Source organism: Archangium violaceum (assembly GCF_016887565.1).
Classification (GTDB): Bacteria; Myxococcota; Myxococcia; order Myxococcales; family Myxococcaceae; genus Archangium; species Archangium violaceum_B.
Genome location: NZ_CP069396.1, coordinates 7,271,689 through 7,297,994, shown reverse-complemented (window position 1 = coordinate 7,297,994; position 26,306 = coordinate 7,271,689). Strand labels below are relative to the sequence as shown.

Annotated in this window: 16 protein-coding genes; 11 read left to right on the top strand and 5 right to left on the bottom strand. The window is 69.0% G+C overall.

From position 1 onward, the window contains the following. Positions 1-235: 235 nt before the first annotated feature. The 5 genes from JRI60_RS28890 to cglE all read left to right on the top strand — a co-directional run bounded on the left by JRI60_RS28890 (position 236) and on the right by cglE (position 8,520). On the top strand, positions 236-3,928 hold the full coding sequence (locus tag JRI60_RS28890) for a tetratricopeptide repeat protein (RefSeq protein WP_204219106.1): 3,693 nt from the start codon (positions 236-238) through the stop codon (positions 3,926-3,928). A gap of 44 nt (positions 3,929-3,972) precedes the next feature. Next, entirely contained in the window at positions 3,973-5,427 is a 1,455-nt protein-coding gene (locus tag JRI60_RS28885; protein WP_204219105.1) for a tetratricopeptide repeat protein, read from the top strand. 178 nt (positions 5,428-5,605) lie between these two features. Beyond that, on the top strand, positions 5,606-5,890 hold the full coding sequence (locus tag JRI60_RS28880; RefSeq protein ID WP_204219104.1) for a hypothetical protein: 285 nt from the start codon (positions 5,606-5,608) through the stop codon (positions 5,888-5,890). Between the two features lie 45 nt (positions 5,891-5,935). Continuing rightward, positions 5,936-7,840 (top strand): AgmX/PglI C-terminal domain-containing protein, encoded by a 1,905-nt coding sequence (locus tag JRI60_RS28875; protein ID WP_204219103.1) that lies wholly within the window; start codon positions 5,936-5,938, stop codon positions 7,838-7,840. Between the two features lie 83 nt (positions 7,841-7,923). Then, entirely contained in the window at positions 7,924-8,520 is a 597-nt protein-coding gene (gene cglE, locus JRI60_RS28870) for an adventurous gliding motility protein CglE (protein ID WP_204219102.1), read from the top strand. A 41-nt stretch (positions 8,521-8,561) separates the two neighbouring features. Here cglE and JRI60_RS28865 read toward each other — a convergent pair whose 3' ends face one another. After that, positions 8,562-11,714, bottom strand: coding sequence for a PAS domain S-box protein (locus tag JRI60_RS28865; protein WP_204219101.1), 3,153 nt, complete (start codon positions 11,712-11,714; stop codon positions 8,562-8,564). Between the two features lie 235 nt (positions 11,715-11,949). On the opposite strand from JRI60_RS28865, the gene JRI60_RS28860 reads away from it, so the two are divergent. The 5 genes from JRI60_RS28860 (at position 11,950) to JRI60_RS28840 (ending at position 18,484) form a co-directional block, all read left to right on the top strand. Further along, positions 11,950-12,882: a glutathione S-transferase family protein gene (locus tag JRI60_RS28860; protein WP_239469771.1), complete on the top strand. Its 933-nt coding sequence runs from the start codon at positions 11,950-11,952 to the stop codon at positions 12,880-12,882. Continuing rightward, complete coding sequence (locus tag JRI60_RS28855; RefSeq protein ID WP_204219099.1) at positions 12,879-14,018, top strand: hypothetical protein; 1,140 nt, start codon at positions 12,879-12,881, stop codon at positions 14,016-14,018. Before JRI60_RS28860 ends, JRI60_RS28855 begins: the two co-directional genes overlap by 4 nt. 119 nt (positions 14,019-14,137) lie before the next feature. Next, positions 14,138-15,460 carry an ABC1 kinase family protein gene (locus JRI60_RS28850; protein WP_204219098.1) on the top strand — a complete coding sequence of 441 codons (1,323 nt, stop codon included), beginning with the start codon at positions 14,138-14,140 and terminating at the stop codon, positions 15,458-15,460. 9 nt (positions 15,461-15,469) lie between these two features. Further along, positions 15,470-16,924, top strand: coding sequence for an FAD-dependent oxidoreductase (locus JRI60_RS28845; protein ID WP_239469770.1), 1,455 nt, complete (start codon positions 15,470-15,472; stop codon positions 16,922-16,924). A 12-nt stretch (positions 16,925-16,936) separates the two neighbouring features. After that, the gene (locus JRI60_RS28840) at positions 16,937-18,484 is read left to right on the top strand and encodes a hydroxysqualene dehydroxylase (protein WP_204219097.1); all 1,548 of its coding nucleotides are present in this window, start codon (positions 16,937-16,939) and stop codon (positions 18,482-18,484) included. Between the two features lie 22 nt (positions 18,485-18,506). Here the strand turns inward: JRI60_RS28840 and JRI60_RS28835 are convergent, their stop codons facing one another. The 3 genes from JRI60_RS28835 to JRI60_RS28825 are packed head-to-tail and all read right to left on the bottom strand — an operon-like array spanning position 18,507 to position 24,231. Then, positions 18,507-21,656, bottom strand: a complete 3,150-nt coding sequence (locus tag JRI60_RS28835; protein ID WP_204219096.1) for an efflux RND transporter permease subunit — start codon at positions 21,654-21,656, stop codon at positions 18,507-18,509. 32 nt (positions 21,657-21,688) lie between these two features. Continuing rightward, a complete protein-coding gene (locus JRI60_RS28830) occupies positions 21,689-22,843 on the bottom strand; it encodes an efflux RND transporter periplasmic adaptor subunit (protein ID WP_239469769.1) in 1,155 nt (384 codons plus the stop codon). Then, positions 22,840-24,231 (bottom strand): TolC family protein, encoded by a 1,392-nt coding sequence (locus JRI60_RS28825; RefSeq protein ID WP_204219095.1) that lies wholly within the window; start codon positions 24,229-24,231, stop codon positions 22,840-22,842. The genes JRI60_RS28830 and JRI60_RS28825 overlap by 4 nt, the downstream gene beginning before the upstream one ends. A gap of 195 nt (positions 24,232-24,426) precedes the next feature. On the opposite strand from JRI60_RS28825, the gene JRI60_RS28820 reads away from it, so the two are divergent. After that, positions 24,427-24,804, top strand: a complete 378-nt coding sequence (locus tag JRI60_RS28820; protein WP_239469768.1) for a MarR family winged helix-turn-helix transcriptional regulator — start codon at positions 24,427-24,429, stop codon at positions 24,802-24,804. Between the two features lie 19 nt (positions 24,805-24,823). Here the strand turns inward: JRI60_RS28820 and JRI60_RS28815 are convergent, their stop codons facing one another. After that, positions 24,824-26,110 carry a hypothetical protein gene (locus JRI60_RS28815; RefSeq protein ID WP_204219093.1) on the bottom strand — a complete coding sequence of 429 codons (1,287 nt, stop codon included), beginning with the start codon at positions 26,108-26,110 and terminating at the stop codon, positions 24,824-24,826. Between the last annotated feature and the right edge of the window lie 196 nt (positions 26,111-26,306).

The window sequence follows — 26,306 nt, the reverse complement described above, 5'->3', positions numbered from 1 at the left end:
AGCATGCGCCGGGTGCCGCCCCTTCGTGCGTGTTCAATCCCAGAACATCGGTGTGCCAATCCGAGTGAAAACGCATGGATCCTCGGGGGTGGAGCACTTCTCATTCCAACAGTGCGCGTCTACTTTCAACCGTCCCTTTCGGTGGGTGGTCAGGGAGGCGATGGGGCGGGACGCGGACGGTGAGAGCCGGTCGCCGGGCGCCCTCCATTCCCTCGAGCCCACCTCAGGAGCTCGCATGAAGGCGGTCCTTCGTTTCGGTGCGCTGGCGGTGGGAGTGGCGCTCACCGCGGGCGGGGCAGGGGAGGCGGCACAGCCGTCTCGGAAGCCCTCCAAGGCAGCGGTGCAGCGTGATTCCAAGCGCCAGGACACCCCGCGTCCGGAGGCTCGGGAGGCCAAGGATGCGAAGGCGGCCAAGGATTCCAAGGACGTGAAGGAGGCGAAGCGCCCCGCGTCCGAGGGCAAGGAGCGCGAGGGGCCGGCGCGCATGGGCCCCGCGCGCATGGGTCCCTCGTCCATGGCCAACGCGCCCCGGATCGCCGACGAGAAGAAGGACGGGCTCGCGGACCGCAAGCGCGACGAGGCCATCGAGGGCTTCAAGCGCCTCATTCCCAAGCTGCAGGAGGGCTCGCACCGCAGGGCGGACATGCTCTACCGCCTGGCCGAGCTCTACTGGGAAAAGTCCAAGTACCTCTACCAGCAGGAGATGAACCGCTACCTGGCCGCGGAGAAGGCCCATGACGCGGCCACCGCCCGGGGCGAGAAGGTGGATGCGCCCAAGGAGGATCACCGCGACAGCGAGCGCTACCGCGCCGAGACGATGCGCATCTACGAGGAGCTGCTGAGCGGCTACGCGGAGTGGCCGCAGCGCGACGAGATCCTCTTCTACCTGGGCTACAACCTGCAGGAGCTCGGCCGGCGCGACGACGCGGTGAAGCGCTACCTCCAGCTCATCCAGGAGTACCCCCAGTCGCAGTTCGTGCCAGACACCTACGTCCAGCTGGGCAACCACTACTTCGACAACAACAAGCTGAAGGAGGCGCGCGAGTACTACGAGAAGGCGCGCGAGTCGAAGGTGCCCAAGGTGTATGCCTACGCCGTCTACAAGCTGGCGTGGTGCGACTACAACGCGGGTGCCTACGACGAGGGCCTCGCCAAGCTGCACGAGGTGGTGGACTACGCCGGCGAGCGCGGTGAGGAGCTGGGTGACCTCAAGACCGAGTCGCTCAACGACGTGATCGTCTTCTACGTCAAGCTGGACCGGGCGAAGGACGGCATCGCCTACTTCAAGCAGAAGGCTCCCGAGAAGCGGCAGGAGCGGCTGATCTCCAAGATGGCCGTGCAGCTCATGGACGTGGGTCTGTACGACAGCGCCATCGAGACGTACCGCACGCTCATCCAGGACAAGCCGATGGGCCCCGGCGCGCCGGAATACCAGCAGTCCATCGTCAAGTCCTTCGAGGGTCTGCGCAAGCGCGACCAGGTGCGCGCGGAGATGAAGCGCATGGTGGAGCTGTACCGGCCCGGCGGCGAGTGGTGGCAGGCCAACGCCGGCAACAAGCCGGTGCTGCGCAATGCCTTCGGCGTCACCGAGGAGGCCATGCGCGTGATGGTGACGGACTACCACCAGGAGGCGCAGAAGACGCGCCAGGTGGAGACGTACCGGCTCGCCCGCGACATCTACAAGCAGTACGTCGACACCTTCGCCTCCAGCAACGACCCCGAGTTCATCTCCGACTCCGCCTTCAACATGCGGTTCTTCTACGCGGAGATCCTCTGGGCCCTGGAGGAGTGGGAGGCCGCCGCCGTCCAGTACGACGCCGTCGTGGCCTTCCAGGTCCCCGACCGGGACTCGGCCCGCGAGGTGACCAACGAGCAGTACCGCAAGAACGCGTCCTTCGCGGCCATCATGGCCTACGACAAGCTCGTGAAGATCGAGCGCGGCCAGCTCGCCAAGACGGAGCTCAAGGACGGCCAGAAGGTCGACGAGAACAAGTCCAAGGGCCAGGTGGAGAAGAAGGGCCGCCTCACCAAGAAGGGGACCGATCAGGCCGAGGAGCCGCTCTCGCGCTTCGAGGAGCGCCTGGTGGCCGCCTGCGACACCTACAACAAGCTCTACCCGGACAACCCGGACGAGATCGACCTGCGCTACCAGGCCGCCCTCATCGTCTACGATCGGCACCACTACGTGGACGCGGCCCGGCGCTTCGGGGAGATCATCAACAAGTTCCCCGCCGAGCGGCGCTCGCGTGACGCCGCCGACCTCACCATGTACGTGCTCGAGTCGCGCGAGGAATGGCTGGAGCTCAACAAGCTGTCACGGCAGTTCCTCGCCAACGAGAAGCTGCTCAAGCCCAGTCCCGAGTTCGCCGCTCGCGTGGCCCGCGTCGTCGAGGGCTCGCAGTACAAGTGGATCCACGAGGTCGTCTACCAGAAGGAGAAGAACCCGGCGAAGGCCGCCGAGCTGTTCCTCGACTACGTGAAGGAGTTCCCGAAGTCGGAGAACGCCGACCGGGCGCTCACCTCCGCCATGGTCATCTTCCAGGAGGCCGGGCAGCTCGACCGCGGCGTGCAGGCCGGCGAGCGCGTCCTCTCGGACTACTCCGGCAGCATCTTCGAGCCCAAGGTCCGCTACACGCTCGCGCGCCTCTACGAGAAGCTCGCCGAGTTCCGCAAGGCCGCCGCCATGTACGCCGCCTTCGTGGACACCCATGACGCCGCCACCCGCGCGCTCGCGCCCCAGCAGGGCAAGGACAAGCAGGCCAAGGCCTCGTCCAAGAAGGGCAAGAACGCGAAGGATGTGAAGGACGCGAAGGCGAAGGAGCCCAAGTCCAGCGACACGCCGAGCACGGACGAGGCCCGGGCCAGCAGGGACGCGGAGCGCCGCCAGCTGCTCACCGAGGCCGAGGCCTGGGTGGCCGATGCCCTCTTCAACGCCGGCCTCTGGTGGGAGGGCGTGGGCGAGTCCGACAAGGCCATCACCGCCTACCGCGCGTACCTCACGCGCTTCAAGGACCGGCCGGACGTGCCGCAGATCGCCTACAACATCGCGCTCGTCCACGAGAAGGACGGCAAGTGGGCCGAGGCGGCGCGTGCCTTCGAATCCTTCACCGAGACGTATGGGAAGGACTCCCGCACCGCGGCCGGCCAGGTGTACCTGGCTCGCTACCAGCAGCTGCTCGCGTACCGGAAGGTGAAGGACGCGCGCAACATCGAGCGCGTGCACGAGGAGCTCGTCCGCGGCTGGGCCCGGCTGTCTCCGGAGGAGAAGCAGCGGCCGGAGCTCCTCAACGCCTACGGCCATGCTCGCTTCCTCGCGGTGGAGTACGACTGGCAGCGCTACGTGGGCATCAAGTTCAAGAGCGTCGCCACCATCCGGCGCGACCTGGCCGCCAAGCAGCAGTCCATCCAGAAGCTGGAGAAGGCCTATACGGACGTGCTGGCCACCGGCTCGGGCGAGTGGGGCATCGCCGCGCTCACCCGCGTCGGCCTCGCCTACTCGGACTTCGCGCGCAACATCCTCGAGTCGCCGGATCCGGCGGGGCTCGACGAGGAGCAGCTCGCCATGTACCGCAGCGAGCTGGAGAACCTCGCGCTCCCTCTGGAGGACAAGGCCAGCGAGGCGCTCGAAAAGGCGCTGAGCAAGGCCTATGAACTGGCGCTCTACAACGAGTGGACGCTGGCCGCGCAGGAGCAGGTGAACCGCTACCACCCGGGGGCCTACGCGCAGGTGCGCCAGGTTCCCTTCCGCGGCAGCGAGTTCTTCGTCACCGCCGACGTGGCCAAGGAGCCGGGCCTCCCGGACACCAGCCAGGCCGGTGCCACTCCGGCGCCCGCCACTCCAGCCCCCGCCGCTCCGGCGGCTCCCGAGCAGCCCTCGACCGAGGCTTCGCTCATGCCGTCCTCCGCCTCGGGGGAGGTGCGGCCGTGAAGGTGACTCACATGCATCCAAGGGATTCCGCAGGGAGGACGTTCATGGCGTTCCGCCGCACCCTCGCCGCAGCCACGCTGGCCCTCACCGCCGCGTGCGCGACGACCTCGCAGGTGAAGCCCGCGCCGGTGGCCACCGCCAACCCGGCTCCGGCTCCGGCTCCAGCGGCTCCGGCCGCCGCCGCGCCCACGCCCGCTCCCGAGTCTCTCAATGCCAAGGACAGGCAGGCCCGGGAGCGCTTCGCCGAGGCCGTCGCCGCCTTCGACGCGGGCGACTTCGCCAGGGCCGAGGCGGGCTTCCGCCAGGTGCTGGAGCTCGCGCCCCAGAGCCTCAATGCCCAGTTCAACCTGGGCTTCATCGCCGAGCGCCAGGGCCGGCTCGCGGACGCCCAGGCCGCCTACGAGAAGGTGCGCTTCCTCGAGCCGGGTCACGTGCCCACGCTGCTCAACCTGGGCCGGCTCTACCGGCTCCAGGAGAAGTACACCGAGGCCATCGAGCTCTACGAGGGCGGATTGAAGACGCCGGGCCGCGAGCATGATGCCTCGCTGCTCAACAACCTCACCGTGGCCTACCGGCTCGCGGGCAAGCACGAGCAGGCCGAGGCCACCGCCCGCCGCGTGCTCGCTCGCCATCCGGAGGACGCCGAGGCGTACAAGAACCTCGCGCTCGTCTATTACGACCAGGGGAAGTACCGGCTCGCGGAGCTGGTGCTCGCCAACGCGCGCAAGCTCGATGAGAAGGACCCCGGCATCTACAACAACCTGGGGATGATCTACCTGAAGCTGGACGATCGGGCCCGCGCGCTCGTCCAGTTCCAGAAGGCGGTGTCGCTCGACGAGCGCTTCGCTCCCGGCCATCTCAACATCGGCGCCCTGGCGCTGGCCTGGCGCGACTACGCCGGCGCCGAGCGCTCCTTCTCCAAGGCCGTCGAGCTGGAGCCCGGCTCTCATGAGGCGTGGCTCTATTACGCCTACGCGCTGGACGGACAGAAGGGCAGGGAGCCGCAGAAGGGACTCAAGGCGGGCGAGGCCTTCGAGAAGGTGCTCGCGCTGCGCGCGGATCAACCCGAGGCCCTGTGCGGCGCGGGCTGGGCCTACGCCGTCGAGAAGACCGGTTGGGACAAGGCCGAGGGTTTCCTCGCGCGCTGCAAGGACCTGGGCACCACGAGCGCGCAGGACAAGCAGATGATCGACGCGAAGCTCCAGGGCATCGCGGCCATGCGCAAGAGCGGTCAGCCTCAGCCCGCGGCCGCCCCCGAGGAGAAGCAGTCGAATCCGGAGGCCGTCGGCGGCAGTGGTTCGCTGCTGGACAAGGTGTCGGATCAGGCGGCGCAGCAGGAGGGCGCGCCCGCTCAGGAGGCGAATCCCGCTCAGGATTCAACGTCTGCTCAGGACACCGCGCCTGTTCAGGAGTCCACGCCCGCGCCGGCCGGAGAGCCCTCGACGGCTGAAGGCAGCCCGGCGGGCGAGCCTCCGGCCGAGGCTCCGAAGACCGAATAACCTACCGACCCGGGTGGGAAAATTTTTCCACTCTTTAGGGTCCTCGATGGCAGCGGTGGGTGCGTGCCTTTGAGATTTCGCGGGATTCCACCAACCAGCACGTTGGTGCAGGGCGTGCAAGGGAGCTGGGGGGAACCTCACCTGGGACCCGCTGTCCCATCCGACGAGGAGGCCTGACATGAGACGACTGGCAGCGGCAGTGGCGGTGGTGGCGTTGTGGGCGGGGACGGCGGTTGCCGAGGAGCAGGACTCGCAGACCCAGGTGAAGGTCATCCAGGAAGAGGACAAGGTCGTCGTCCGGAAGAAGACGAACATCGACTTCACGGACATGGCGGTGGAGGGCGAGCTCACCAAGCCGGAGGGCTCCTACGTCCTCAACCGCAAGAAGACAGACTTCCAGAGCCTCATCCGGGTCCGGGACAACTTCAACCCCGAGCTGCAGAAGTCGGTCGACAACCTCTAGCGGGCGGGCATGGGACGGGACGGAAGGGAGGAGGAGGAAGCCACTATGGCGGCGGGGAAGAAGAACGGATTGACGCTGCGTATCACCGGGCCGGACGGGACCGTGCAGGAAGCGGTGTCCGAGTCCGAGAGCGTCATCGTGGGGTCGGGTGCGCAGGCGGCGGTGAAGATCCCGGATCCGAGGGTCTCGAACCTTCACGTGATGTTGAAGGTGGAGTCCACCGGTTCGGTGACGGCCATCGATCTGGGCAGCGAGAGTGGCACTCAGGTGGGCGGTCAGCGGGTGGTGGGTCCGAGGACGCTCGCGTCGGGTGACGTGCTGATGGTGGGTGGTTCGCGGGTGGAGGTGCTCTTCGGAGATGAGGGCCTGCCTCCGCCGCCCGCGGGTGCGGAGGTGAACGGAGCGACGTTGCAGGGCTCGGTGCTGGTACCGAGGGCCCCGGAACCGGTTCAGCCCATGGTGCCTCCGGGCCTGCGCAACCGGACGGCTCCGGGGCCGCGGGCCCGGGTCTTCCCGGCTCAACAGGCCCAGCAGGTCCGGCAGGCCCGGCCCCGGGTCGCGCCGCACATGCAGGAGCCGCTGCCCGCCGAGGCGCAGCCCACCAAGGACGAGAAGGTGCTCCAGGTGTGTCTGCTCTGGGGCGATCAGATCCTGGGGGTGCAACACTTCCGGGACGCCGTGCCGGTCACCATCGGCGAGGCGAAGAAGAACTTCTTCCACGTGTTCGACTCCGAGGTGGGAGCGCGGCACGTGCTGGCGGTGGCTCGCGGTGAGCTGTACGAGCTGCATGTTCCCCAGAGCGCGGGCGTCATCGTCACGCGCAACGGGGACGTGCGGACGAAGGACAGCCTTCGCGCGGAAGGCAAGCTGACGGCGTCGGGCGGGGAGCACGCGTACACGCTCGGCCTGCACGATCGGGCGGAGGTGTCGCTCGGCACGCTCACCTTCGTGGTGCGCTACGTGAAGCCGTCGCCGGCCGTGGCGGTGAACACGCTGGAAGAGGCGGACTTCACCTGGTTCAAGATCGCCGGCATCACCCTGGTGGCGGCCGGCGCGCTGCTGACGGCCATCCTGCTCACGCCGCGCTCCGAGAAGCCGTCCGACGACGACATCTTCCAGAGCCAGCAGCGGGTGGCGAAGCTGCTGGTCAAGCCGACGAAGCCCATCGACGTGAAGCGCTTCCAGGCCAAGGGCGCGGAGGAAGGCGCCAAGGCCAAGGGCGAGGAGGGCAAGTTCGGCAAGGAGGAGGCCAAGAAGGCCGAGGCCGATCCCTCCAAGCCGGGCACGCCCGTCGTCGACAAGACGAAGCGCGAGAAGGATCGCCAGGTGGTGGGCAAGGTGGGCCTCCTCGGCGCCTTCAAGGGACTGAAGGGTGGGGCGTCGGAGGTCTTCGGTCCGGGCGGCCTGGGCACGGGCATCAACAACGCCCTGGGTGGCCTCAAGAGCGGCGCGGGCCTGGGTGACGCGCAGGGCGTGGGCGGGCTCGGCTCGCGTGGCCAGGGCACGGGCGGCGGCGGTACGGCGCTGGGCCTGGGTGGCCTGGGCACCAAGGGCAATGGTCGCGGCGCGGGTGACGGCGGCGGCATCGACCTGACGGGCCGCGGCAAGTCGATCACCAAGATCGTCCCCGGAAAGACCACCGTCATCGGCGGTCTGGACAAGGATGTGATCGCCAAGATCATCCGGAGCCACCAGAACGAGATCAAGTACTGCTACGAGACCGAGCTGAACAAGAACCCGAGCCTCGCCGGCAAGGTGGCGGTGGCCTTCACGATCGACCCGGCGGGTGGTGTGTCGGAGGCGAACGTGACGGAGACCACGCTGAACAACTCCACGGCGGAGAGCTGCATGCTCTCGCGTATCCGCCGCTGGAAGTTCCCCGAGCCCAAGGGCGGTGGCGTGGTGGCGGTGACGTACCCCTGGCTCTTCTCGCCGGCGGGTAACGAGTAGTCGCTCGCGTCCCAAGGAAGTTCTCAACGTGTGGAACCCCTCTCCCCTGATGGGGAGAGGGTCTTTTTTAGAGGGTCGTCTCCATGAGGAAGCCGCTGCTGGTCGCCGTGCTCGCGCTGCTGCCCACCCCTGTCCTCGCGGCCACGCCGCCCGAGGGTGTCCCGCTCGAGGTTCGCCGCGGCTTCTTCACCGAGGCCGACATCGGGACGTTCTTCACGCTGGGTGGCGAGAACATCTACTCGAACGCGCAGACGTACCTGCAGCTCGGCGTGGGGTACGACCTGACGGACAAGGTGTCGTTGGGGGTGCACTTCGGCCTGGGCGCGTCGGCGGCGAACTGCTTCGCCGGGTACCTGCCGGACTCGGACGTGTGCAGCATGTCCGACAACTTCACGGTGTCGTTCGGCGACGTGACGGCGGCGTACATGGTGCCGCTGGCCGAGCGCCTCTACCTGATGCCGAAGGTGGCCGCGGGCCTCACGCGGATGGATCCGGCGCCGGTGGGCAGTGGGGACCCGGGGCAGTCGATGACCGCCCCGAACGCGGGACTGGGCATTGGCATCGAGTACGCGACGCCGATGGACCATTTCTCGGTGGGGGCGGACTTCATGGCCCGCTACATCATCGGGCCCAACATCTCCACGTTCGCCCTCTTCCCCCGCGTGAAGTACACCTTCTGAGCGCTCAGGGGGCTGGATACAGCTGAAGCCGTGGCACCACCTCATCCGTCGCGCGGTAGCGTGAAGAAGAACGTGGTGCCCTGTCCCTCCGTGCTGTCGATCCAGATCTTCCCTCCATGGGACTCGATGAGCGCCTTGGTGATGGCGAGGCCGAGCCCGAAGCTGTCTCGGGCACTCCTGTTCGCCTGCCAATAACGGTCGAAGATATGCGCCCGGTCCTTTTCGGCGATGCCGGGGCCCGTGTCGCTGACGCTGAAGACGACCCGATCGTCTTCGCCTCGGGTCCGCACCACGACGGAGCCGCCCTCACCCGTGAACTTGATCGCGTTGCCGACCAGGTTCGACAGGACCTGCATGATGCGGTCGCGATCGCACCGGACCTTCAGGTTCGACGGTTCGAGATCCTTCTCGAGTCGAACCCCCTTCTCGGCCGCGATGGCTTGCAGCATCTCGACGTTCTCCGTCGCGATCCCGTTCGCGGTGTGCGCCGCGACCTCGATCCGGAGCTGCCCCGCCTCGATGCTGGAGAAGTCGAGCAGATCCCGGATCATGTGGATCATCCGCTCGGCCGCGCGCCCGATCCTCTCGATGATCCGGGGCGTCTTCACTCGCGGCTCGGCCCCGCGTGCATCACTGAGGAGCTGCGCGGCCCCTGTCCGGATGATGGTCAGGGGGTTGCGGAGATCATGCGACACGACCGCCAGGATTTCCTCCCGTATGCGAACGGCGGTCTGGGCCTGTTCGTACAACCGTGCGTTGTCGATGGCGAGGGCAGCGCGGCGGGCGAGCTCCTCGGCCAGACGGAGATCCTCCGAGTCGTAGCTCCTGCCAGGATTGGCCACGAGGACCATCGCGCCAAATGTCTTGCCACGCGCCGTCAGTGGAACACACAGATACGACTGCGCTCCGAGGTCGCTCAGGAGCGTGGGCTCCGCGAGCCCGAGCGCCTCCGCGATCCAGCCTACGTCGGAGAGGTCCGGTAGCAACTCCGATTGCCCGGTCTGAACGACGCGCGCGACTCCATGCCCCTTCTGCGGTTCGTTGGGGATGCTCCGCATCGCTTTCTGGACGAGCTGCTCCAGATCCGGGTCGACATGCGCGACCGCGACGGGGTGGAGGAGGCTGTCCTCGAGCATCTCGACGACACAGGTCTGGGCCAGGGCTCGCGTCGCCAGCCGGGCCACCGTGTTCAAGGTGGTGTGGTAGTCGAGCGATCCGGCCAGTACCGTGCCGACCTCGGACAAGAAGGACATGGCCTGCTCGGCCCGCATGCGCTCCGTCAGGTCCCTGGCCACGTTGGAGAAGCCGTGCAGGCGGCCCTCGCGATCCCTCACCGCGCTCAGGATGAGGCTGGCCCAGAAGGTGCTCCCTCCCTTGCGGACCATCCAGCCCTCGAATTCGGCGCGCCCCTCCGTCTCCGCGCGCCGCAACAGGTTCTCGAGGATCCCCTTCTTCAACTCCTCGGGGCGGAAGAAACGGGTCACCGACACCCCGATGATCTCCTCCGCCTTGTACCGCTTCATCCGTTCCGCCCCTGGGCTCCAGCTCGCGATACGCCCGTCCGGGGACAGCATGAAGACGCCGTAGTCCTGGAGGCTGTCGATCAGCAGCCGGAGCTGTTCCTCGCTCTCGCGCAGCGTGTCCTCGGTCTTCTTGCGCTCGGTCAGATCCTTGGCGACGTTGGAGATGCCCTGGAGGTTGCCCTGCGCGTCTTCCACCGCGCTGAGGGTGGCGAGCGCCCAGAACCGGTCACCGCCCTTTCGCACCATCCAACCTTCATAGGTCGCACTGCCCTTCAAGAGCGCCTGCTCGACGAGCCGCTCCGGCGTGTGCTTCTCGATCTCCTCGGGAGGGAAGAAGCGTGAGATGGGCGAGCCGATGATCTCCTGGGCGCGGTAACCCTTGAGCCGCTGCGCACCTTGATTCCAGCTCTCGACGGTTCCCCGCGTGGACAGCATGAACACGCCGTAATCCTGAACGCTCCCGATGAGCAGCCGGAAGTACTCCTCGCTCCTTCGGAGCTCCTGCTCCGTTCGCTTTCGCTGGGTGACATCCCTCGCGAGAATGGAGAAGCCCCGGAGGCGGCCACCTTCATCCTCCACCGCGCTGATCGTGAGGAGCCCCCAGAAGTCCTCTCCGCCTTTGCGGACGAGCCAGCCCTCGTATTCGGCACGTCCCACCCGCGCGGCCTCCATGAGGAGACGCTCGGGCAGGCCGTTCCCGGCCACGTCGGGAGGAAAGAGCACGGAGACCGGGGACCCGATGACTTCGTGGGCCCGATAGCCTTCGAGCCGCTGGGCACCGCGGTTCCATGTCTCGACGGCTCCCGTGGGAGACACCATGAACACGCCGTAGTCCTGACTCTCGACGAGCAGCCGGAAGTGCTCTTCGCTCTCTCTCAGCGCCTGCTCGGTTTTCTTGCTCTGGGTCAGATCCTTCGCCACGTTCGAGAAGCCTCGAAGGCGTCCTCGATCGTCGGTGATGGCGCTCAGGGTCAAGCTCGCCCAGAAGGGCGTGCCGCCTTTGCGGAGCATCCAGCCCACGTACTCCGCCTCACGCTCCAACTCGGCCTTGTCCAGGAGCCGTTGGGGCGTCTCTTTCGCGATCTCCTCGGGAGGGAAGAAGCGCGAGAGCGGAGCACCGAGGACCTCATCGGCCCGATAACCCTTGAGGCGTTGCGCACCGGGGGTCCAGCTCTCCACGGTCCCGTCGGCCGACAGCATGAACACGCCGTAGTCGCGGAGGTTTTCGACGAGCAGCCGGAAATGTGCTTCGGTCTCGCCGAGGGCGAGCTCCCGCTCCTTGATCCTGGAGACGTCGACGGTCAGCCCGGCCACCAGGAGCACGCCATTCGAGCGCCTGCTGCGTTGGATGGTGGTCTGGGCCCAGAGCGTCGAGCCATCGGCCCTGTGCATCCGGTGCTCGCACGTATGCACGCCGCCCTCGGCGGCCGCCCGGTACAGCGTTTCCAGGAAGCGACCCCAGTCCCTGGAGTGGACGTGCTTCTTCAGGAAGTCCGCCTCGACCGCCCAGTGCTGGACGGGATGGCCGAACATCTCCGCGGCCGACGCACTGACGAACGAGAGCCGGACCGTCGCGGCATCCGCTTCCCAGAGGATGGCCCCGTGAAGGTGCCGCAGCAGATCGTCAGACAGACCCTCGGACGAGTGTGCATCGGTCTGTGCTTCTGTCATGGGTCGCCCCTCTCTCCCCCGGGAGTCCCATGACCCGACGGACATTGGAGGTCCTTCAACGGAAGTTTTGGGCGTGTGCACGGGTCCGCAAGCGCTGGCCCCTCGTCCAAGCAGACGGGCTTGACCTGGGATTGCTCGCCAGGCCCCTCTGGATGATGTGGGAGAGGGAGGGGGAGCGCCATTCGCGCTTCGATGCGATATCTCCTCGTTCGAGATGCCAACCCGAGGAGCCCTCGTGTCCCAACTCGTCTTCCATCACTATCCAAGCTCTCCTTTCTCCGAGAAGATCCGGGCGATCTTCGGCTTCAAGGGCCTGCGGTGGACCTCGGTCCACATCCCGGTGATCATGCCCAAGCCGGACGTGATCGCGCTGACGGGTGGTTATCGCAAGACGCCCCTGTTGCAGATCGGCGCGGACATCTACTGCGACACGGCGCTGATCGCGGACGTGCTGGAGCGGCTCGCGCCAACGCCGACCCTGTATCCGGCTGAATCCGCCGGAACGGCGCATCTGCTGGCGCAGTGGGCGGATTCGACCCTGTTCTGGACGGCGATCCCGTACACCCTCCAGCCGGCGGGTCTCCAGACCCGGTTCGCCGGGATGAAGCCGGAGCACATCAAGGCGTTCGTGGCCGACCGCACGGCCTTTCGCGGCAATGCGCGGAGCATCGCGATCCCGGAAGCGACCGGGGCACTGCGGCTGTACCTCGAGCAGTTCGAGGCCCAGCTCGCGGATGGCCGGCCCTGGCTGCTCGGGAAGGCCACGAGCATCGCGGATTTCTCCGTCTACCACTCGCTCTGGTTCGTGCGGAGCGCGCCCCCGGTCTCGGACATTCTCGAGCCGTACCGCCACGTGACGGCCTGGCTGGATCGTGTCCAGGCCCTGGGGAACGGTACGTTCGACAAGATGACGAGCGGCGAGGCCGTCGCGCTCGCGGCCTCGAGCAAGCCCGCATCCACCGAAGGGGAGGCCTTCCTGGATCTGCATGGCATCGCGCGCGGCGAGCGTGTCACGGTCGCGGCGACGGACTACGGCGTCGATCCCGTGGAAGGCGAGCTCGTGTTGTCGCGCCCGGATGAGATCGCGATCCGCCGGGTGGATCCGCGCGCGGGCGAGGTCGTGGTGCACTTCCCGCGCATCGGCTTCCAGCTCCAGAGACCGGGGTGAGCGGCGTCCGGGTCAGGGTGGCGGCCTCCGACTCCCGAGGGGCCGCGATGGTGCTGGCGCGCGCCTTCCAGGTTCCCCTGGAGGCGGCTCGCCAGCTGTTGTCCGAGGATCGCGTCCTGCCTCGGGACCTGGAGGCGGTCGAGGCACAGCGGTTGGTGGAGTCCCTCCGGAAGCACGGGGTGAGCTGCGAGCCGGTGGCGGTCGCGGGTCATGGCAGCGCCGTGTGTAGCAGCCATCCGACCCTGGCCCCGGAGGCACCGTGCGCGGACTGCCGCGAGCTGGTGTGCGTGCTGTGCAGGAGCCCGGAGGGCGAGGCGCTCTGTGCCCGGTGTGCCTCCCTCCGAGCGCGCCGTACGCGGGCCAAGTGGTTGCGCGTGTCCGTGTTGCTCGTCGTCCTGGTGCTCGTGGTGTTCTGGGGCACCTCTCGCAACCGCCTCCGGGAGACCCGCCTGGAGTGGGACCGGCCCTTGAGCGTGGCGGTGGTGCTGCTCTCCCGCGGCGAGGTGAAACCCGAGGTGCACCAGGCCTGGCGCGACGGCGTGGTCCGGCTGGAGACATGGCTCGGGAGTGAGGCCCGCCGCCACGGTGTGAACGTGGACCCGCCGGTCCGTTTCGTCCTGACCGGACCCCAGTCCGCGGCCGGGCTGGAGCTGTCGGCTCCCGGGAATTCGCTGGTGGCGCGGGCCCGGCATGCGTGGGCGCTGTCTCGCGGCCTGGCCGCCGTGGACGAGGCCGCCGGTCTGGATTCGCTCGGGCTGGATGCTCGCATCTACGTGGTGTTGGAGCCGGCGGGGGAGGGGGGCGAGCGCCTCGTGGAGGGCATGGCCGAGGCAGGTGGCTCGGTGGGCCTGGTGCGCGGGGTGCTGGAGGATACCGAGCTCACCCTGGAGCTGACGGCCGTGGCCCACGAGCTGTTCCACTGTCTCGGCGCGGCGGATGCCTACGATGAGCAGGGCCATGCGCGCGTCCCCGAGGGGCTGGTGGAGCCCGCGCGTCAGCCCCTCTACCCGCAGCCCGCCGCCGAGGTCATGGTGGGCGAGGTTCCGCTGGGAGAAGGGCAGGGGCGGTTGCCCGAGTCGCTGGACGAGGTGCGCGTGGGGCCCGCCACGGCGGCGGCCCTCCGCTGGGTGCGTTGAGCTGGCAGTCAGTGAAGAGCGAGAAGGAGAACGAGCGGAACGGCATGTCACGGGGATATCGCGCTCGCCTGGTCGTGCCTCGCTAGCGGTGGGGAGCGCGCGCTCCTATCTTGAACTCCATGTCCAAGTCCGGAAACCCGCCCCGTGGCCGTCTGGCCCGGATCGGCAAGGTGGCCGCGCTCTCCGCTCGGGGATCGGCGGGGCTGGCGTGGCGCGCCGTCCGCAAGATGGCGGGCGCGGAGACGGAGGCGCTCGATCGTTCCACCCTCGGTCACTTCGCCCATGTCCTGGGCGAGATGAAGGGCGCCGCGATGAAGCTCGGCCAGGCGCTCTCGATGGACGTGGATGCACTCCCTCCGGAGCTGCGGGGGATCATCGCCCGCCTGCAGAGCGAGGCACCCCCCATCGCGGCGGAGGAGATCGCGCGGATCATCGAGGCGGAGCTCGGCGCGCCGCCCGAGCGGCTCTTCGCCGAGTTCTCGCGTGAGCCCCTGGCCGCCGCCTCGCTCGGGCAGGTGCATGCCGCACGTCTGGAGGACGGCCGCGAGGTGGTGGTCAAGGTCCAGTATCCCGGCATCGCCGAGGCGGTCGAGTCCGACTTCGACAACCTCTCCACCCTGGCCCGCGCGGCGGGACTGACCACGAAGCTGCTCGATGGCCGGCGCTACGTGGATGAGCTTCGCAGTGAGGTGGTGCGGGAGACGGACTACGTTCTCGAGGCGGAACGGGCCCGCCGTTTCGCGGAGGTCCTCTCGCCCGAGCCGGATCTGATCGTTCCCCTTCCGGTCCCGGAGCGTTCATCGGACCGTGTGCTCTGTCTGACCCGGGTGCGCGGCAGGACGCTCCAGCAGTTCATCGACTCCGGGCCGGATGCGAGCGCGCGCTGGCGGGTGAGCGAGCTGCTCATCCGCGCCGTGCACGGTCCCTTCTTCTCCGCGGCGCTGCTCCACGCGGATCCTCATCCGGGCAACTTCCTCGTCACCGAGGAGGGACGGCTGGCCCTGCTCGACTTCGGATGCGTGAAGACCTTCCGCCCCGAGTTCGTCGAGGCCATCCGTGCCTTCCTGCGATCGGAGATGCTCGGGCTCTCCTACGACGCGCTGGCCGGGGTCCGCGCCGCGGGCTTCGAGGTGGACACCGACGAGGCCACCGCCCGGAGTCTACTCTCGGAGATCCTGGAGATCGCCACCCGGCCCCTGCGCACGAATGTCTACGACTACGCGCGGGACACCTCGGTGCCGGACATGCGGGCGCTGGGTCTGCGCCGGGCCGGTGACTTCCTGCGCGTCCGTCCGCCCGCGGAGGCGGTGATGCTCGGGCGCGCGGTGGGCGGCTGCGCGCAGAACCTGCGAGCATTGGGGGCCCGAGGCGATTTCCGGTCCGTCTACCTGCGATTGCTCGAGCGCACGCTGTCAGGGCCCTCCACGAGGGCGGGTGGCTGAGGAGGTGCCGTGCTGGGACTCGAGGAGATCAAGGCCCGGGTGCGCGAGGCGGGAGGGCCCGAGCTGCTCGACCGCTTGGAACGGCTCGACGCGGAGCGTGTCCGCCCTCCGGTCGAGGCTCCCTGCGTGCGCGCGATCGGCAGGGGCATCCGCCCGGACTTCGACGTGGTGCTCGCGGGCGGCGGTCTGTCGCTGCTGTTCGCGCCCGTGCTGGCCGGGCTCGGCCTGAAGGTCGGGGTATTCGAGCGCGGCCGGGCGGCGGTGTCGCATCGCGAGTGGAACATCAGCGGCTCCGAGCTCGCACCCCTGACGCAGAGTGGCCTCTTCCGGCCGGAGGAAGTGGAATCGCTCATCGTCGCCCGCTACGAGCGGGGCATCTGCCGCTGGCATGGTGGCGGCGAGTATCCGGTCCGGGGCGTGCTCGATCATGCCATCGATGCCGGCCTGCTCCTCTCGGAGAGCCGCCTTCGTGCCGAGCGGCGCGGCGTCGCCTTCCATGACGGACATTCCCTGGTGGGCGTGGGTGAGGGTCCCGAGGCGGTGCGCCTGCTGTTCGATCGGACCGGGGGCGGACGATCCGAGGTGACGGCCCGTGTGTTGCTCGACGCGCGGGGCATCTCCAGTCCCCATGCGACCGCGGATCTCCTCTGTCCCACGGTCGGGGGCGTGCTCGGTGGATTGAAGGAGGGCACCGCGCCCGACGAGCTGGATCCCCGGGTGGGCGACATCCTGGTGACGACCGAGGGCGTGGAGGACGGGCGCCAGCACATCTGGGAAGGGTTTCCCGGGCGTCCGGGCGAGGCGACGATCTACCTGTTCTATTACGCGCGGGCGCGGTGCATCCGGCAGCATGCGCTGCTCCAGCTCTACGGGCGGTTCTTCGAGCGGCTCGGACGGTACAAGCGGGGTGAGCCACGTCTGCTCCGGCCGACGTTCGGCTACATCCCGGGCTGGTCGAGGCTGGTGCCGCCTCCGAGTGCTCCAGGGCGCCGCGTGGTGCTGGTGGGCGATGCGGCCGCACGTCACTCGCCGCTCACCTACTGTGGCTTCGGTGCGATGATGCGCTCGTTCCTCCCCGGGTCGATGGCCCTCGCCGCCGCGCTCGCGAGCAATCGCTTCCCGCTCGGGTCGATCGTCCATGACACTCCGCTGCACTCGGTGACCGGGGCGCTGGCGCTCTTCATGGCCGAGCCTCCGCGCGAGCCGGAGCGCCGCGACGAGGTGAACCGGCTCCTGGACACCGCCTTCGCCGCGCTCCACGAGCTGGGCAATGAAGTCTACGCGTCGCTGCTCAAGGACCAGATGTCCGGGCCCGATTTCGTGCGCTTCCTCCAGCACATCGCGTGGATGCGGCCCCGGGTCTACAGGGATGCCCTCACGCTCGCGGGCTTCGGCCCGCTCGCCGTCGCCCGGTGGCTGGGAGGGCTCTCCCGCGTGTTGCTCCCTCGGCCCCTCTCACCCTGACCGGAGATACCCATGCGCCTGCCGCTCGAGCTGCCGAAGCTGTCCATCGGGCGTCTCTCCCCCGAGCGGCTCGCTTCCTCTCCCCGGGCCCGGCTCGCGCGTGCGCCAGAGGGTCGTCGCGCGGCGATCGTGGGCGGCGGGTTGGCGGGCATGGCGACCGCTACCGTCCTGGCGGAGCGCGGCGTCCGTGTCACCGTCATCGAGCGCGAGCCGTTCCTTGGTGGCCGGGTGGCGGGCTGGAGGGATCGCCTGTCGGACGGCGAGCCCTTCGACATGGAGCGCGGCTTCCACGCCTTCTTCCGCCAGTACTACAACCTGCGGGCGCTGCTGCGCCGTGTGGATCCCCGGCTGGAGCGCCTGCGCGCGTTGGAGGACTACCCCATCCTCGGTCCCGGGGGCAGCGTGGAGTCCTTCTCCAACCTTCCCGCGCTCCCGCCCTTCAACCTCATCGGTCTCGTTCGCCGCACCTCCTCGCTGCGGCTGATGGATCTGCGCCACATCGATGTCCGGTCCGGTCTGGCGATGCTGGCCTTCGACATGGAGCGGACGTACGCCGCGTTCGATCACCGCACGGCGCGCGAGTACCTGGACTCGCTGCGTTTTCCGCCCCATGCCCGGCGCATGCTCTTCGATGTCTTCTCCCACTCCTTCTTCAACCCGGAGGAGGAGATGTCGGCGGCCGAACTGCTGATGATGTTCCACTTCTACTTCATGGGGAATCCGGAGGGTCTGATCTTCGACGTGCTCGACGAGTCATTCGCCTCCGCGCTCTGGCTCCCGCTGCGCCGTTACCTGGAGGAGAGGAGCGTGCGGTTCCAGCTCGGCCAGTCGGTCACGGCGGTGACTCCGTGCGTGGACGGCCGGTTCCGGATCCGGGTGGAAGGAGGGGAAGCCATCGAGGCGGACGCGGTGGTGCTCGCCACCCCGGTGCCCGCGCTCCAGCGGATCGTCACGGACTCACCGGAGCTGCTCGACAAGGAATGGCGCGCGAAGGTGATGGCGCTCGCGTTGACCTCGCCGTTCGCGGTCTGGCGGTTGTGGATGGATCGCCCGACGGCGCCGGGCCGCCATCCCTTCGTGGGCACCACGGGGATGGGGGTGATCGACAACATCTCGCTCTACCATCTCTTCGAGGGCGAGAGCCGGCGCTGGGCGGCGCGGACGGGCGGCTCGGTGGTCGAGCTCCATGCCTATGGCCTGCCGCAGGATGCCGACGAGGCGCAGGTGCGGCGCGAGCTCCTCGGGGCCCTGCACCAGCTCTACCCGGAGCTCGCCGGTGCGCGAGTGCTCGAGGAGCGGTTCCTGCTTCGCCAGGACTGCCCCGCGTTCGCCCCGGGCTCCTTCCGGGAGCGACCCACGGTGGAGACACCCTCTCCTCGGGTGGCGCTCGCTGGCGACTTCGTCCGCCTGCCCATTCCCACGGCCCTGATGGAGCGGGCCGCCACCTCGGGCTTCATGGCGGCCAACCACCTGCTGGCGGGTTGGGGAGCCCAGGGCGAGGAGATCTGGTCCGTGCCCAGGAGAGGGCTGCTGGCCGGCCTGCCCCTCCCCGGCGTGTGAGCCGGGGAGAGGGGCCTCGAGCTCACGGCGCGGGGGCGGGGGCGATGGGCTGCTCCCCGTGCTCCTCGTGCGTCCGCTTCGCCTCACCCCGCAGCCGCTGCATCAGGACGTACAGGCCGGGGATGAAGAGGAAGTTGACCACGGTGGACACCAGCATTCCTCCGAAGACGGCCGTGCCCAGCGAGTTGCGCGCGGCGGCACCGGCGCCCGACGCCGTCATCAGCGGCACCACGCCCAGCAGGAAGGCGATGGAGGTCATGAGGATGGGTCGCAGACGCACCTCGGCGGCCGTCACCACCGCATCCACGGTGCTCTTGCCGGTCTCGCGCAACTGCTCGGCGAACTCCACGATGAGGATGGCGTTCTTGCTGGCCAGACCCACCAGCATCACCAGTCCGACCTGGCAGAAGACGTCGTTGGCGAAGCCACGCGCCATCTGCAGGGCCAGGGCGCCCATGACGGCCAGCGGCACCGACAGGATGATGACGAAGGGCAGGCTGAAGCTCTCGTACTGGGCCGCGAGCACCAGGAAGACGAACAGCAGGCCCAGCGCGAAGATGATCATCGTCTGACCGCCGCTCTCCTTCTGCTCGAGGCTGATACCCGTCCACTCCGAGCTCATGCCCTGGGGGAGCAGCTGGGTGGCCACCTGTTGCATGGCCTCCAGCGCCTGACCCGACGAGACGCCTGGAGCGGCCTGTCCGTTGATCTCCGCGGCACGGAAGAGGTTGTAGTGGCGGATGACCTGGGCGGAGGAGGTGGGATTGACCTTCACCAGCGACTCCAGGGGAATCATGGAGCCGCCCTCGGTGCGCACGTAGAAGGCGCCGATGTCCTGCGGGCTGTCGCGGAACTGCTGCTCGGCCTGGACATAGACGCGGTAGGTGCGGTTCGCGTAGTTGAAGTCGTTGACGTACTGGCTGCCCATGTAGAGCTGCATCGTGCCGAACACCTGCTCGATGGGCACGCCGAGCGCCTTGGCCTTCTGGCGATCCACCTCGACGTCCAGCAGCGGCGTGTCGGCGTTGAAGGAGGTGTAGACGCCGCGCAGCTGGCCCTCCTGGTTGGCGTTCGCCACCACCTCCTGGACGGCCGAGGCCAGCTCGTCCAGGGAGCGGCCGCCCGCGACGTCCTCGACGATGAACTGGAAGCCGCCCACGCTGCCCACGCCGCGGATGGCGGGGGGCTGGAGGGGCATCACCCGGGCTCCACCGATGCCGGCCAGGGGTCCGCGCAACCGCTCCACCAGCGCGGCCACGGACTGCTCCGGCTTGCGCCGCTCCTCCCACGGTTTGAGCGGGGTGAAGATGGTGGCGTAGTTGGGACCGGTGCCCTGGAAGGAGAACCCGCCGATGGCGAACATCGTCACGATCTCGGGCTGGGCCTTCAGCACCTTCTCCACCTGGGCCAGCACCTTCTCCGTCTGGGTGAGGGACATGCCCTCGGGGCCCTGCACGGAGATGATGAGGTAGCCCTGGTCCTCGTCGGGGATGAAGCCGGTGGGCGCCGCGCGGAAGAGCAGCACCGTGCCGGCCAGGCACAGGAGGAACACCGCGAAGATGATCCAGGGGTGCTTCAGCACCCGGCGCAGCCCCCGGCCGTAGGTGTCCTTCGTCCAGTCGAGCGCCCGGTCCATCATGCGGAAGAAGATCCACTTCTCCCCATGGTGGTGCTTGAGCAGCCGCGCGCTCATGGCCGGTGTCAGGGTGAGGGCGCAGAAGGTGGACAGGGCCACCGACGCGGCGATGGTCAGCGCGAACTGGCGGTAGATGGAGCCCGTGGTGCCAGGGAAGAGCGCCACGGGGATGAACACCGCCACCAGCACGATGGAGATGGCCACCACCGCGCCCGCCACTTCCTTCATGCCCGCTCGCGCCGCCTCGAAGGCCGACAGGCCCCGTTCAGCCATCAACCGTTCGATGTTCTCGATGACCACGATGGCGTCGTCCACCACGAGGCCCGTGGCCAGCGTCAGGCCGAAGAGCGTCAGCGTGTTGATGGAGAAGCCCATCAGGTAGACGAAGGCGAAGGTGCCCACCAGCGAGACGGGCAGGGTGATGGCGGTGATGAGCACGCTGCGCCAGCCGTGCAGGAACAGGAAGATGACGAGGATGACCAGCGCGATGGCTTCAATGAGCGTGTGCACCACCTCGTTGACGGAGGCGCGCACGGCGAGAGTGGTGTCGTTGCCCAGTGCGTACTCGAGCCCCGGAGGGAACTGCTGGGAGAGCCGGTCCATCTCCCTGAGGACTCCGTCACGCACGTCCAACGCGTTGGCGGTGGGCAGCTGCATGATGGCCATGCCCACGCCCGTCTTTCCATTGAAGCGCAGGAGCGTTCCGTAGTTCTCCGCGCCCAGCTCCACGCGGCCCACGTCCTTCACGCGCACGAGCTTTCCGTCCGTGTTGCGCATCAGGACGATCTCCCCGAACTCCTCGGGCTCGACGAGCCGGCCGCGCGCCCGCACGGCGATCTGGTAGGGCTGCTCGGTGCTCGACGGCGGCTGGCCCACCTGGCCCGCGGCCACCTGGAGGTTCTGCTCCTGCAGCACCCGCACCACGTCCTGGGGGGTGAGGCCGCGGCTGGCGAGCTGGGTGGGGTTGAGCCACAGGCGCATGGAGAACTTGCGCTCGCCGAAGATGCGCACGTCACCCACGCCGCGCACGCGCTTGACGGCGTCCTTCAGGTTCACGTCCGCGTAGTTGCTGAGGAACTGCGCGTCGTAGCGGTTGTCCGGGCTGGAAAGGCCGATCGTCAGCAGCATCTGGCTGGAGGCCTTGTTGACGACGATGCCCGTCTGGTTCACCTGGGCGGGCAGACGCGCGGCGGCGCGGCTCACGCGGTTCTGCACGTCCACGGCGGCCACTTCGATGTCGCGCGTGGGCTCGAAGGTGACGGTGACCTGGCTCGTGCCGTCGTTGCTGCTGGTGGAGGTGATGTACCGCATGCCCTCCACGCCGTTGATCTCCTGCTCCAGCGGGATGGTGACGGCGCTCTCCACCACCTCGGCGCTCGCGCCCACGTAGGTGCTGGTGACGGTCACCTGGGGCGGGGCGAGATCCGGGTACTGGGCAATGGGGAGGGTGGGAATGGCGATCAGCCCCACCAGCGTCAGCAGGATGGAGCAGACGGCGGCGAAGACGGGCCTGCGGATGAAGAAGTCGACGAACACGGCGTTGGAGCCCTCATTCTCTCTGCTGCTGCCTAACGGCTGCCCCCGGCGGCTCCACCGCCAGCGGTCCCTGCTTGTGCTCCGGCCTGGGCGACCGTGCCCTTCACCTTCACCGGCGCCCCATCACGCAGCGCCTGCAGCGAGGTGACGGCCACCTGCTCGCCCTCCTTCAGCCCGCTCTCCACCACGTAGGCCAGCTCTCCGAGCGCTCCGAGCTTGATGGGGCGGCGCTCCACCACCTTCTGGCCGCCCTTGTCCGTCACCACCAGGGCGAAGGGCTGGCCGCTCTGGCGCACCACCGCGAGCGCCGGCAGCTGCAGGGCGTTGCGGGTGGAGTAGACGAGGCGCGCGCGCACCAGCTCGCTGGGACGCAGGCCCACGGTGTTGCGGAAGGCGGCCTTCACCTCCACCAGCTGGGTGCGGGGATCCGCCTGGGGCGCGATGAAGAAGACGGTGCTGGTGAGCAGCACCTTCCCGCTCGAATCGAGCACCTCGAGCGGCGTCTCGGGCCGCAGCGAGCGGGCGCGCTCGGACGGCACCGCCACGCTCACCTCGAGCACGTCCGCCTGGGCCACGCTGGTCAGGGGCGTGGTGGCGCTCACGAAATCACCCACGCGCACCAGCACGTCGCCCACCGTACCGGCGAAGGGGGCGCGCACGGCGTGGAACTGCAGCTGCACCTCGCGCTGGGTCTCATTGGCGGCGGCGGCGCGCGTGGAGGCCTCGAGCGCTTCCACCTGGGCCCGCGACTGCTCCAGCTCCTGGGCGCTCGCCAGGCCCTCCTTATAGAGGGACTCGATGCGGGCACGCGTCCGGCGCGCCTGCTCCAGGTTCACCTCCGAGGAGGTGCGCTGGGCCCGGGCGCTCTCGAGCGCCGCGGTCTCCTCGCGCGCGTCCACGTCGATGAGCGGATCTCCCGCCTCCACCTTCTGGCCGGGGCGCACGTGGATGCGGCGCACGTTACCGGCCACCTGGGGCAGCACGTTGACGCTCTGGCGCGACATCAAGGTGCCGAGGTACTCGCCGGTATCCCGCACCTCGCTCGGCGCGAGCTGGACCACCTCGATCTCACGCGCGGGCGGCGGCGCCTTGGCCGCCGGCTTGTTGCCGCAACCCGAGGCGCCCATCACCAGCGCGGCACCCCACACTCCCATCACGATCGCCTTCAGGGGGCGTACCCTTCTCACCAGTCGCACCGGGCCTCCGTCAAGAATGCGTCCAGGCGTGCCTGGACCAGTTCGAATTCACGCAGGGCCAGCGACAGCTCCGCCTGTCGCAGGGCCGCACCGCTCTGCACCAGCTCCAGGCTGCTGCCGCGGCCTACCTCATAGGCGCGCCGGGTAAGCTGGTCCGTCTTCGCGGCCAGCTCCCGTGACTCGGTCGCCGTCTTCACCAGCGACTCGGCCACCTCCACGCTCCGCCGGGCGCGCACCACCTCCACGTCCACCTCGCGCCGGGTGCGCTCGAGCGACTCGGCCGCCTGCTGCTCGAGGCCCGCGCGCTCACGCACCAGACCGCCGCGCAGACCGCCCTCCCAGATGGGCACCGACAGCACGGCGGCGATGCTCCAGGTGGCCACCCGCCCGGGGCCGGGATCCGTGGTGAGCGCGTTCAATCCGCTGGTGAGGCCGAGCGAGGGGAGGTAGCCGGCGGAAGCCTGGCGCCTGCTCTCGCGCGTCGACTCCAGATTGGTGCGCGCGGCCTCCAGGTCCGGCCGCTCGCTCAGGGCCTTCAGCGGCGCGCAGGTGGCGCGGGTCTGCTCCACCAGCCCCTGGAGGTTGAAGGACGTGCTCACGCCCACCTCCTGGGGGAAGCCCAGGGACAGGCCGAGCGCCTCGCGAGCGCGGTGCAGCTGCTCGTCACCGGAGATGAGCGCCTGCCGCGCGACCTCCACGTCCTGGCGCACGCGCACCACGTCCAGCTGAGTGCCCGCGCCCAGCTCGAAGGAGCGCTGGGTGAGCGCGGCGCGCTCGAGCGCCCGGCGCAGGCCCACGCGGTTGATCTCCGCGGTGCGCTCGGCGGCCACGGTGGCCACCAGGGTGCGCGCCAGCCCCAGGGTGAGGCGGCGCTGCACGTCCTCGAGGTTCGCCCGGGCGCTGTCCTCGGCCTTGTCGGCAGACGCCAGCCCGCGCCAGGCGCCGAAGTCCACCACCGACTGCGTCACCGACACCGTCCCGCTGCCGAGGGGCACGGTGGGTTGGCGCTCGGCTCCGGGCTGCGCGGCGACGGGCGCGCCCGTGAGCCCGATGGGGTTGTTGGGGTTGAGGATGTCGTAGGCCACACCCGCCGACACGCGGGCGTTGGGCAGCAGCAGCGACAGCGCCTGGCGCCACCGGCCCTCGGCGCGCTGGACGTTGGCCTGCGCGGTGCGCAGGTCCGTGGAGCGCTCGCGCACCAGCCCGAGCGCCTCATCCCAGGTCCCCACCTGCCGGGTGGCGGGGGGCGCGGGGATGAGCATCGGATCATCCACCTGCGGCTGGAACAGGGGCGGCGGCGGCACGAGCGGATCCTGCTGCTGTGCCAGGGCGGGGGCCGCGAGGAGCACCGCGAGGAGGAATGTGGGTCTGAGGAGCATACAGGTGGGTGCCAGAAACTTTGGACTTCAAGTGTGCTGCTCCATGCCCCCCTGAACGGTCAGCACACGGGATGTATTCGCTGTAATGGTGTGGTTGACAATTGTTGTCAACCACAAGCATTGTTACGTCAAATGACGCTCCCGGAGCAAATGGCATCTGTGCGACGCGCCATTCACCGGCTGATTTCTCGCCGGGTGAGCGGGCGGACGCGCCGGCCCTTCCAGCAACTGGTGGCCCTGAAGGTCATCGAGGAGGGGGTGCGCACCCAGGCGGCGCTGGCCGAGCGCTTGTTGATGGATGCACCGGCGGTGAGCCGGATGGTGGATCGGTTGGAAGAGGAGGGGCTCGTCCGGCGCTGCGCGGGGGAGGATCGCCGCTGCGTACGCCTGGAGGTGACCGAAGCCAGCCACGCGGACATCTCGGTGCTGCGAGAGGCGGGGCTGTGGCTGGACGAGGAGGCGAGCCAGCACCTCACGCCCTCGGAGATGCGGGAGCTCAAGCGCCTGCTGGAGAAGCTTCAGGCGGGGCTGACGCAGGGGCAGTGCGCCACCGAGGCGGGCTCCTCGAGCTGACCTGGCGGGAGAGCGAGCGCTAGTTGGCCCGCAGCCCCAGGGTGGCTCCGCGCAGGTGGAGCGCCTCGAAGCTGCCGCTGGGCGCGAAGGCGGTGACCCGCAGGAGCGTGTTACCCGCCTTGTGGAGTGACACCTCGAAGAGGAAGGGCTGGCCGCTCCGGGTCGCGCCGCCGTTGAGGGTGGCGATGGTGGGGTCCTCGAGCCGGGTGCCGTTGTCCGAGGTCTCACTGACCTGGAAGCCGGGGTACTGGCGCTTGAGCCCCTCGAGTGCCTCGTCTCGGGCCTCGCGCAGGTCCGCCGCGTTCGAGTCGCTCCAGTCGCGCACGGACACCGAGAGGTGGGCGTTCCCATCCGGCTGGGTCAACCACAGGTCGATGTGGGAGTCCGAGACGCGGGCCACCTCCGCCTTGCGGCGGTACCAGCCGTCGGAGGGAACGCGCAGCTTGTAGGCGTGGCGGTCTCCGACGATGGACACGTCCTCCCCGAGCCGGCGTCCCTCGAGGTCCGGCCGCAGGGCGATCCTGGCCCGGTCGGCCAGGGGTTGGGTCTCGGCGAGCCGGTGGAAGCCGAAGAGCTCGACGACCACGCCGAGGAGCACGGCGGTGAGGCCGACACCGGCGAGGAAGGCGGAGGGCTTGCCCCAGATGAGCACCAGGACGCCGCAGGAGAAGGCGACCACGACGAGCGTGAAGAGGTACTGGGCCTGGTAGAGGCTCATGCCTCCGAACAGGAACATGCCCACCACCAGCCGGATCAGCGCCAGGGTGCGCAGCTGGCCCTTGCCGCGGAGGAAGCTGACGCCGAGCAGCAGGTCGAGGCCCACGCCGACGAGCGTCCCCGCGAGCTGGGCGGCCCGGAGCGACGCATCCGTCGACACCGAGGGCAGGAAGAGGAACTCGAAGAGGTGGAGCACCGCATTGAGCAGCAGGATGCCGCCGCCGAGCTGGAGCACGCCCGTGTTGGAGGAATCGGCCTGGGGCTGGGCCTCGGGCTGGGTGCGCTCCCGGGCCGGAGCGGACTCCAGCGAGGGGAGGTGCTCCCGGGTGGGGAGGTGCTCCAGCGGGATCGGAGGGATGTGCTCCACGGTGGGGACGTGCTCCAGGGCCGAAGCGCGGGGCACGGACACGGAGGACCTGGCCGGAGCGGCCCGGGCCACGGGAATGCTGGGGGCCACCGGAATGGCCGGGATGGACGTGGCGGACGCGCGGGAGGCACTCGAGGTCCGGCCGCAGCGGGGGCAGAGGCCCTGGGCCCTTGGACGGTGCTTGAGTCCGCAGTGGGGGCAGTTGAGCCAGGTGTCGTCCATGGGTGTGCGCTCCCTGGGGGGCCTCGCGCTCGCGGTCTCGGGGGTACCGGCCCTTACGTTCTAACAGAGTGCGACACCCGGGAGGTAGATGCCGGGGGTCCACCTGCTGCTCCAGGGGGTGGAATCAGAGGTAGGGGACCTGTCCACTCGGTGAGACAGCTATCCCCTCCGAGGGACGGGGACGCGGGAGCGGGCA

Bases quoted from the DNA above. Each gene is read 5' to 3' on its own strand.
- JRI60_RS28825 (WP_204219095.1), bottom strand. From the start codon at position 24,231: ATGCTCCTCAGACCCACATTCCTCCTCGCGGTGCTCCTCGCGGCCCCC.
- cglE (WP_204219102.1), top strand. From the start codon at position 7,924: ATGAGGAAGCCGCTGCTGGTCGCCGTGCTCGCGCTGCTGCCCACCCCT.
- JRI60_RS28815 (WP_204219093.1), bottom strand. From the start codon at position 26,110: ATGGACGACACCTGGCTCAACTGCCCCCACTGCGGACTCAAGCACCGT.
- JRI60_RS28875 (WP_204219103.1), top strand. From the start codon at position 5,936: ATGGCGGCGGGGAAGAAGAACGGATTGACGCTGCGTATCACCGGGCCG.
- JRI60_RS28880 (WP_204219104.1), top strand. From the start codon at position 5,606: ATGAGACGACTGGCAGCGGCAGTGGCGGTGGTGGCGTTGTGGGCGGGG.
- JRI60_RS28890 (WP_204219106.1), top strand. From the start codon at position 236: ATGAAGGCGGTCCTTCGTTTCGGTGCGCTGGCGGTGGGAGTGGCGCTC.
- JRI60_RS28885 (WP_204219105.1), top strand. From the start codon at position 3,973: ATGGCGTTCCGCCGCACCCTCGCCGCAGCCACGCTGGCCCTCACCGCC.
- JRI60_RS28865 (WP_204219101.1), bottom strand. From the start codon at position 11,714: ATGACAGAAGCACAGACCGATGCACACTCGTCCGAGGGTCTGTCTGAC.
- JRI60_RS28850 (WP_204219098.1), top strand. From the start codon at position 14,138: ATGTCCAAGTCCGGAAACCCGCCCCGTGGCCGTCTGGCCCGGATCGGC.
- JRI60_RS28840 (WP_204219097.1), top strand. From the start codon at position 16,937: ATGCGCCTGCCGCTCGAGCTGCCGAAGCTGTCCATCGGGCGTCTCTCC.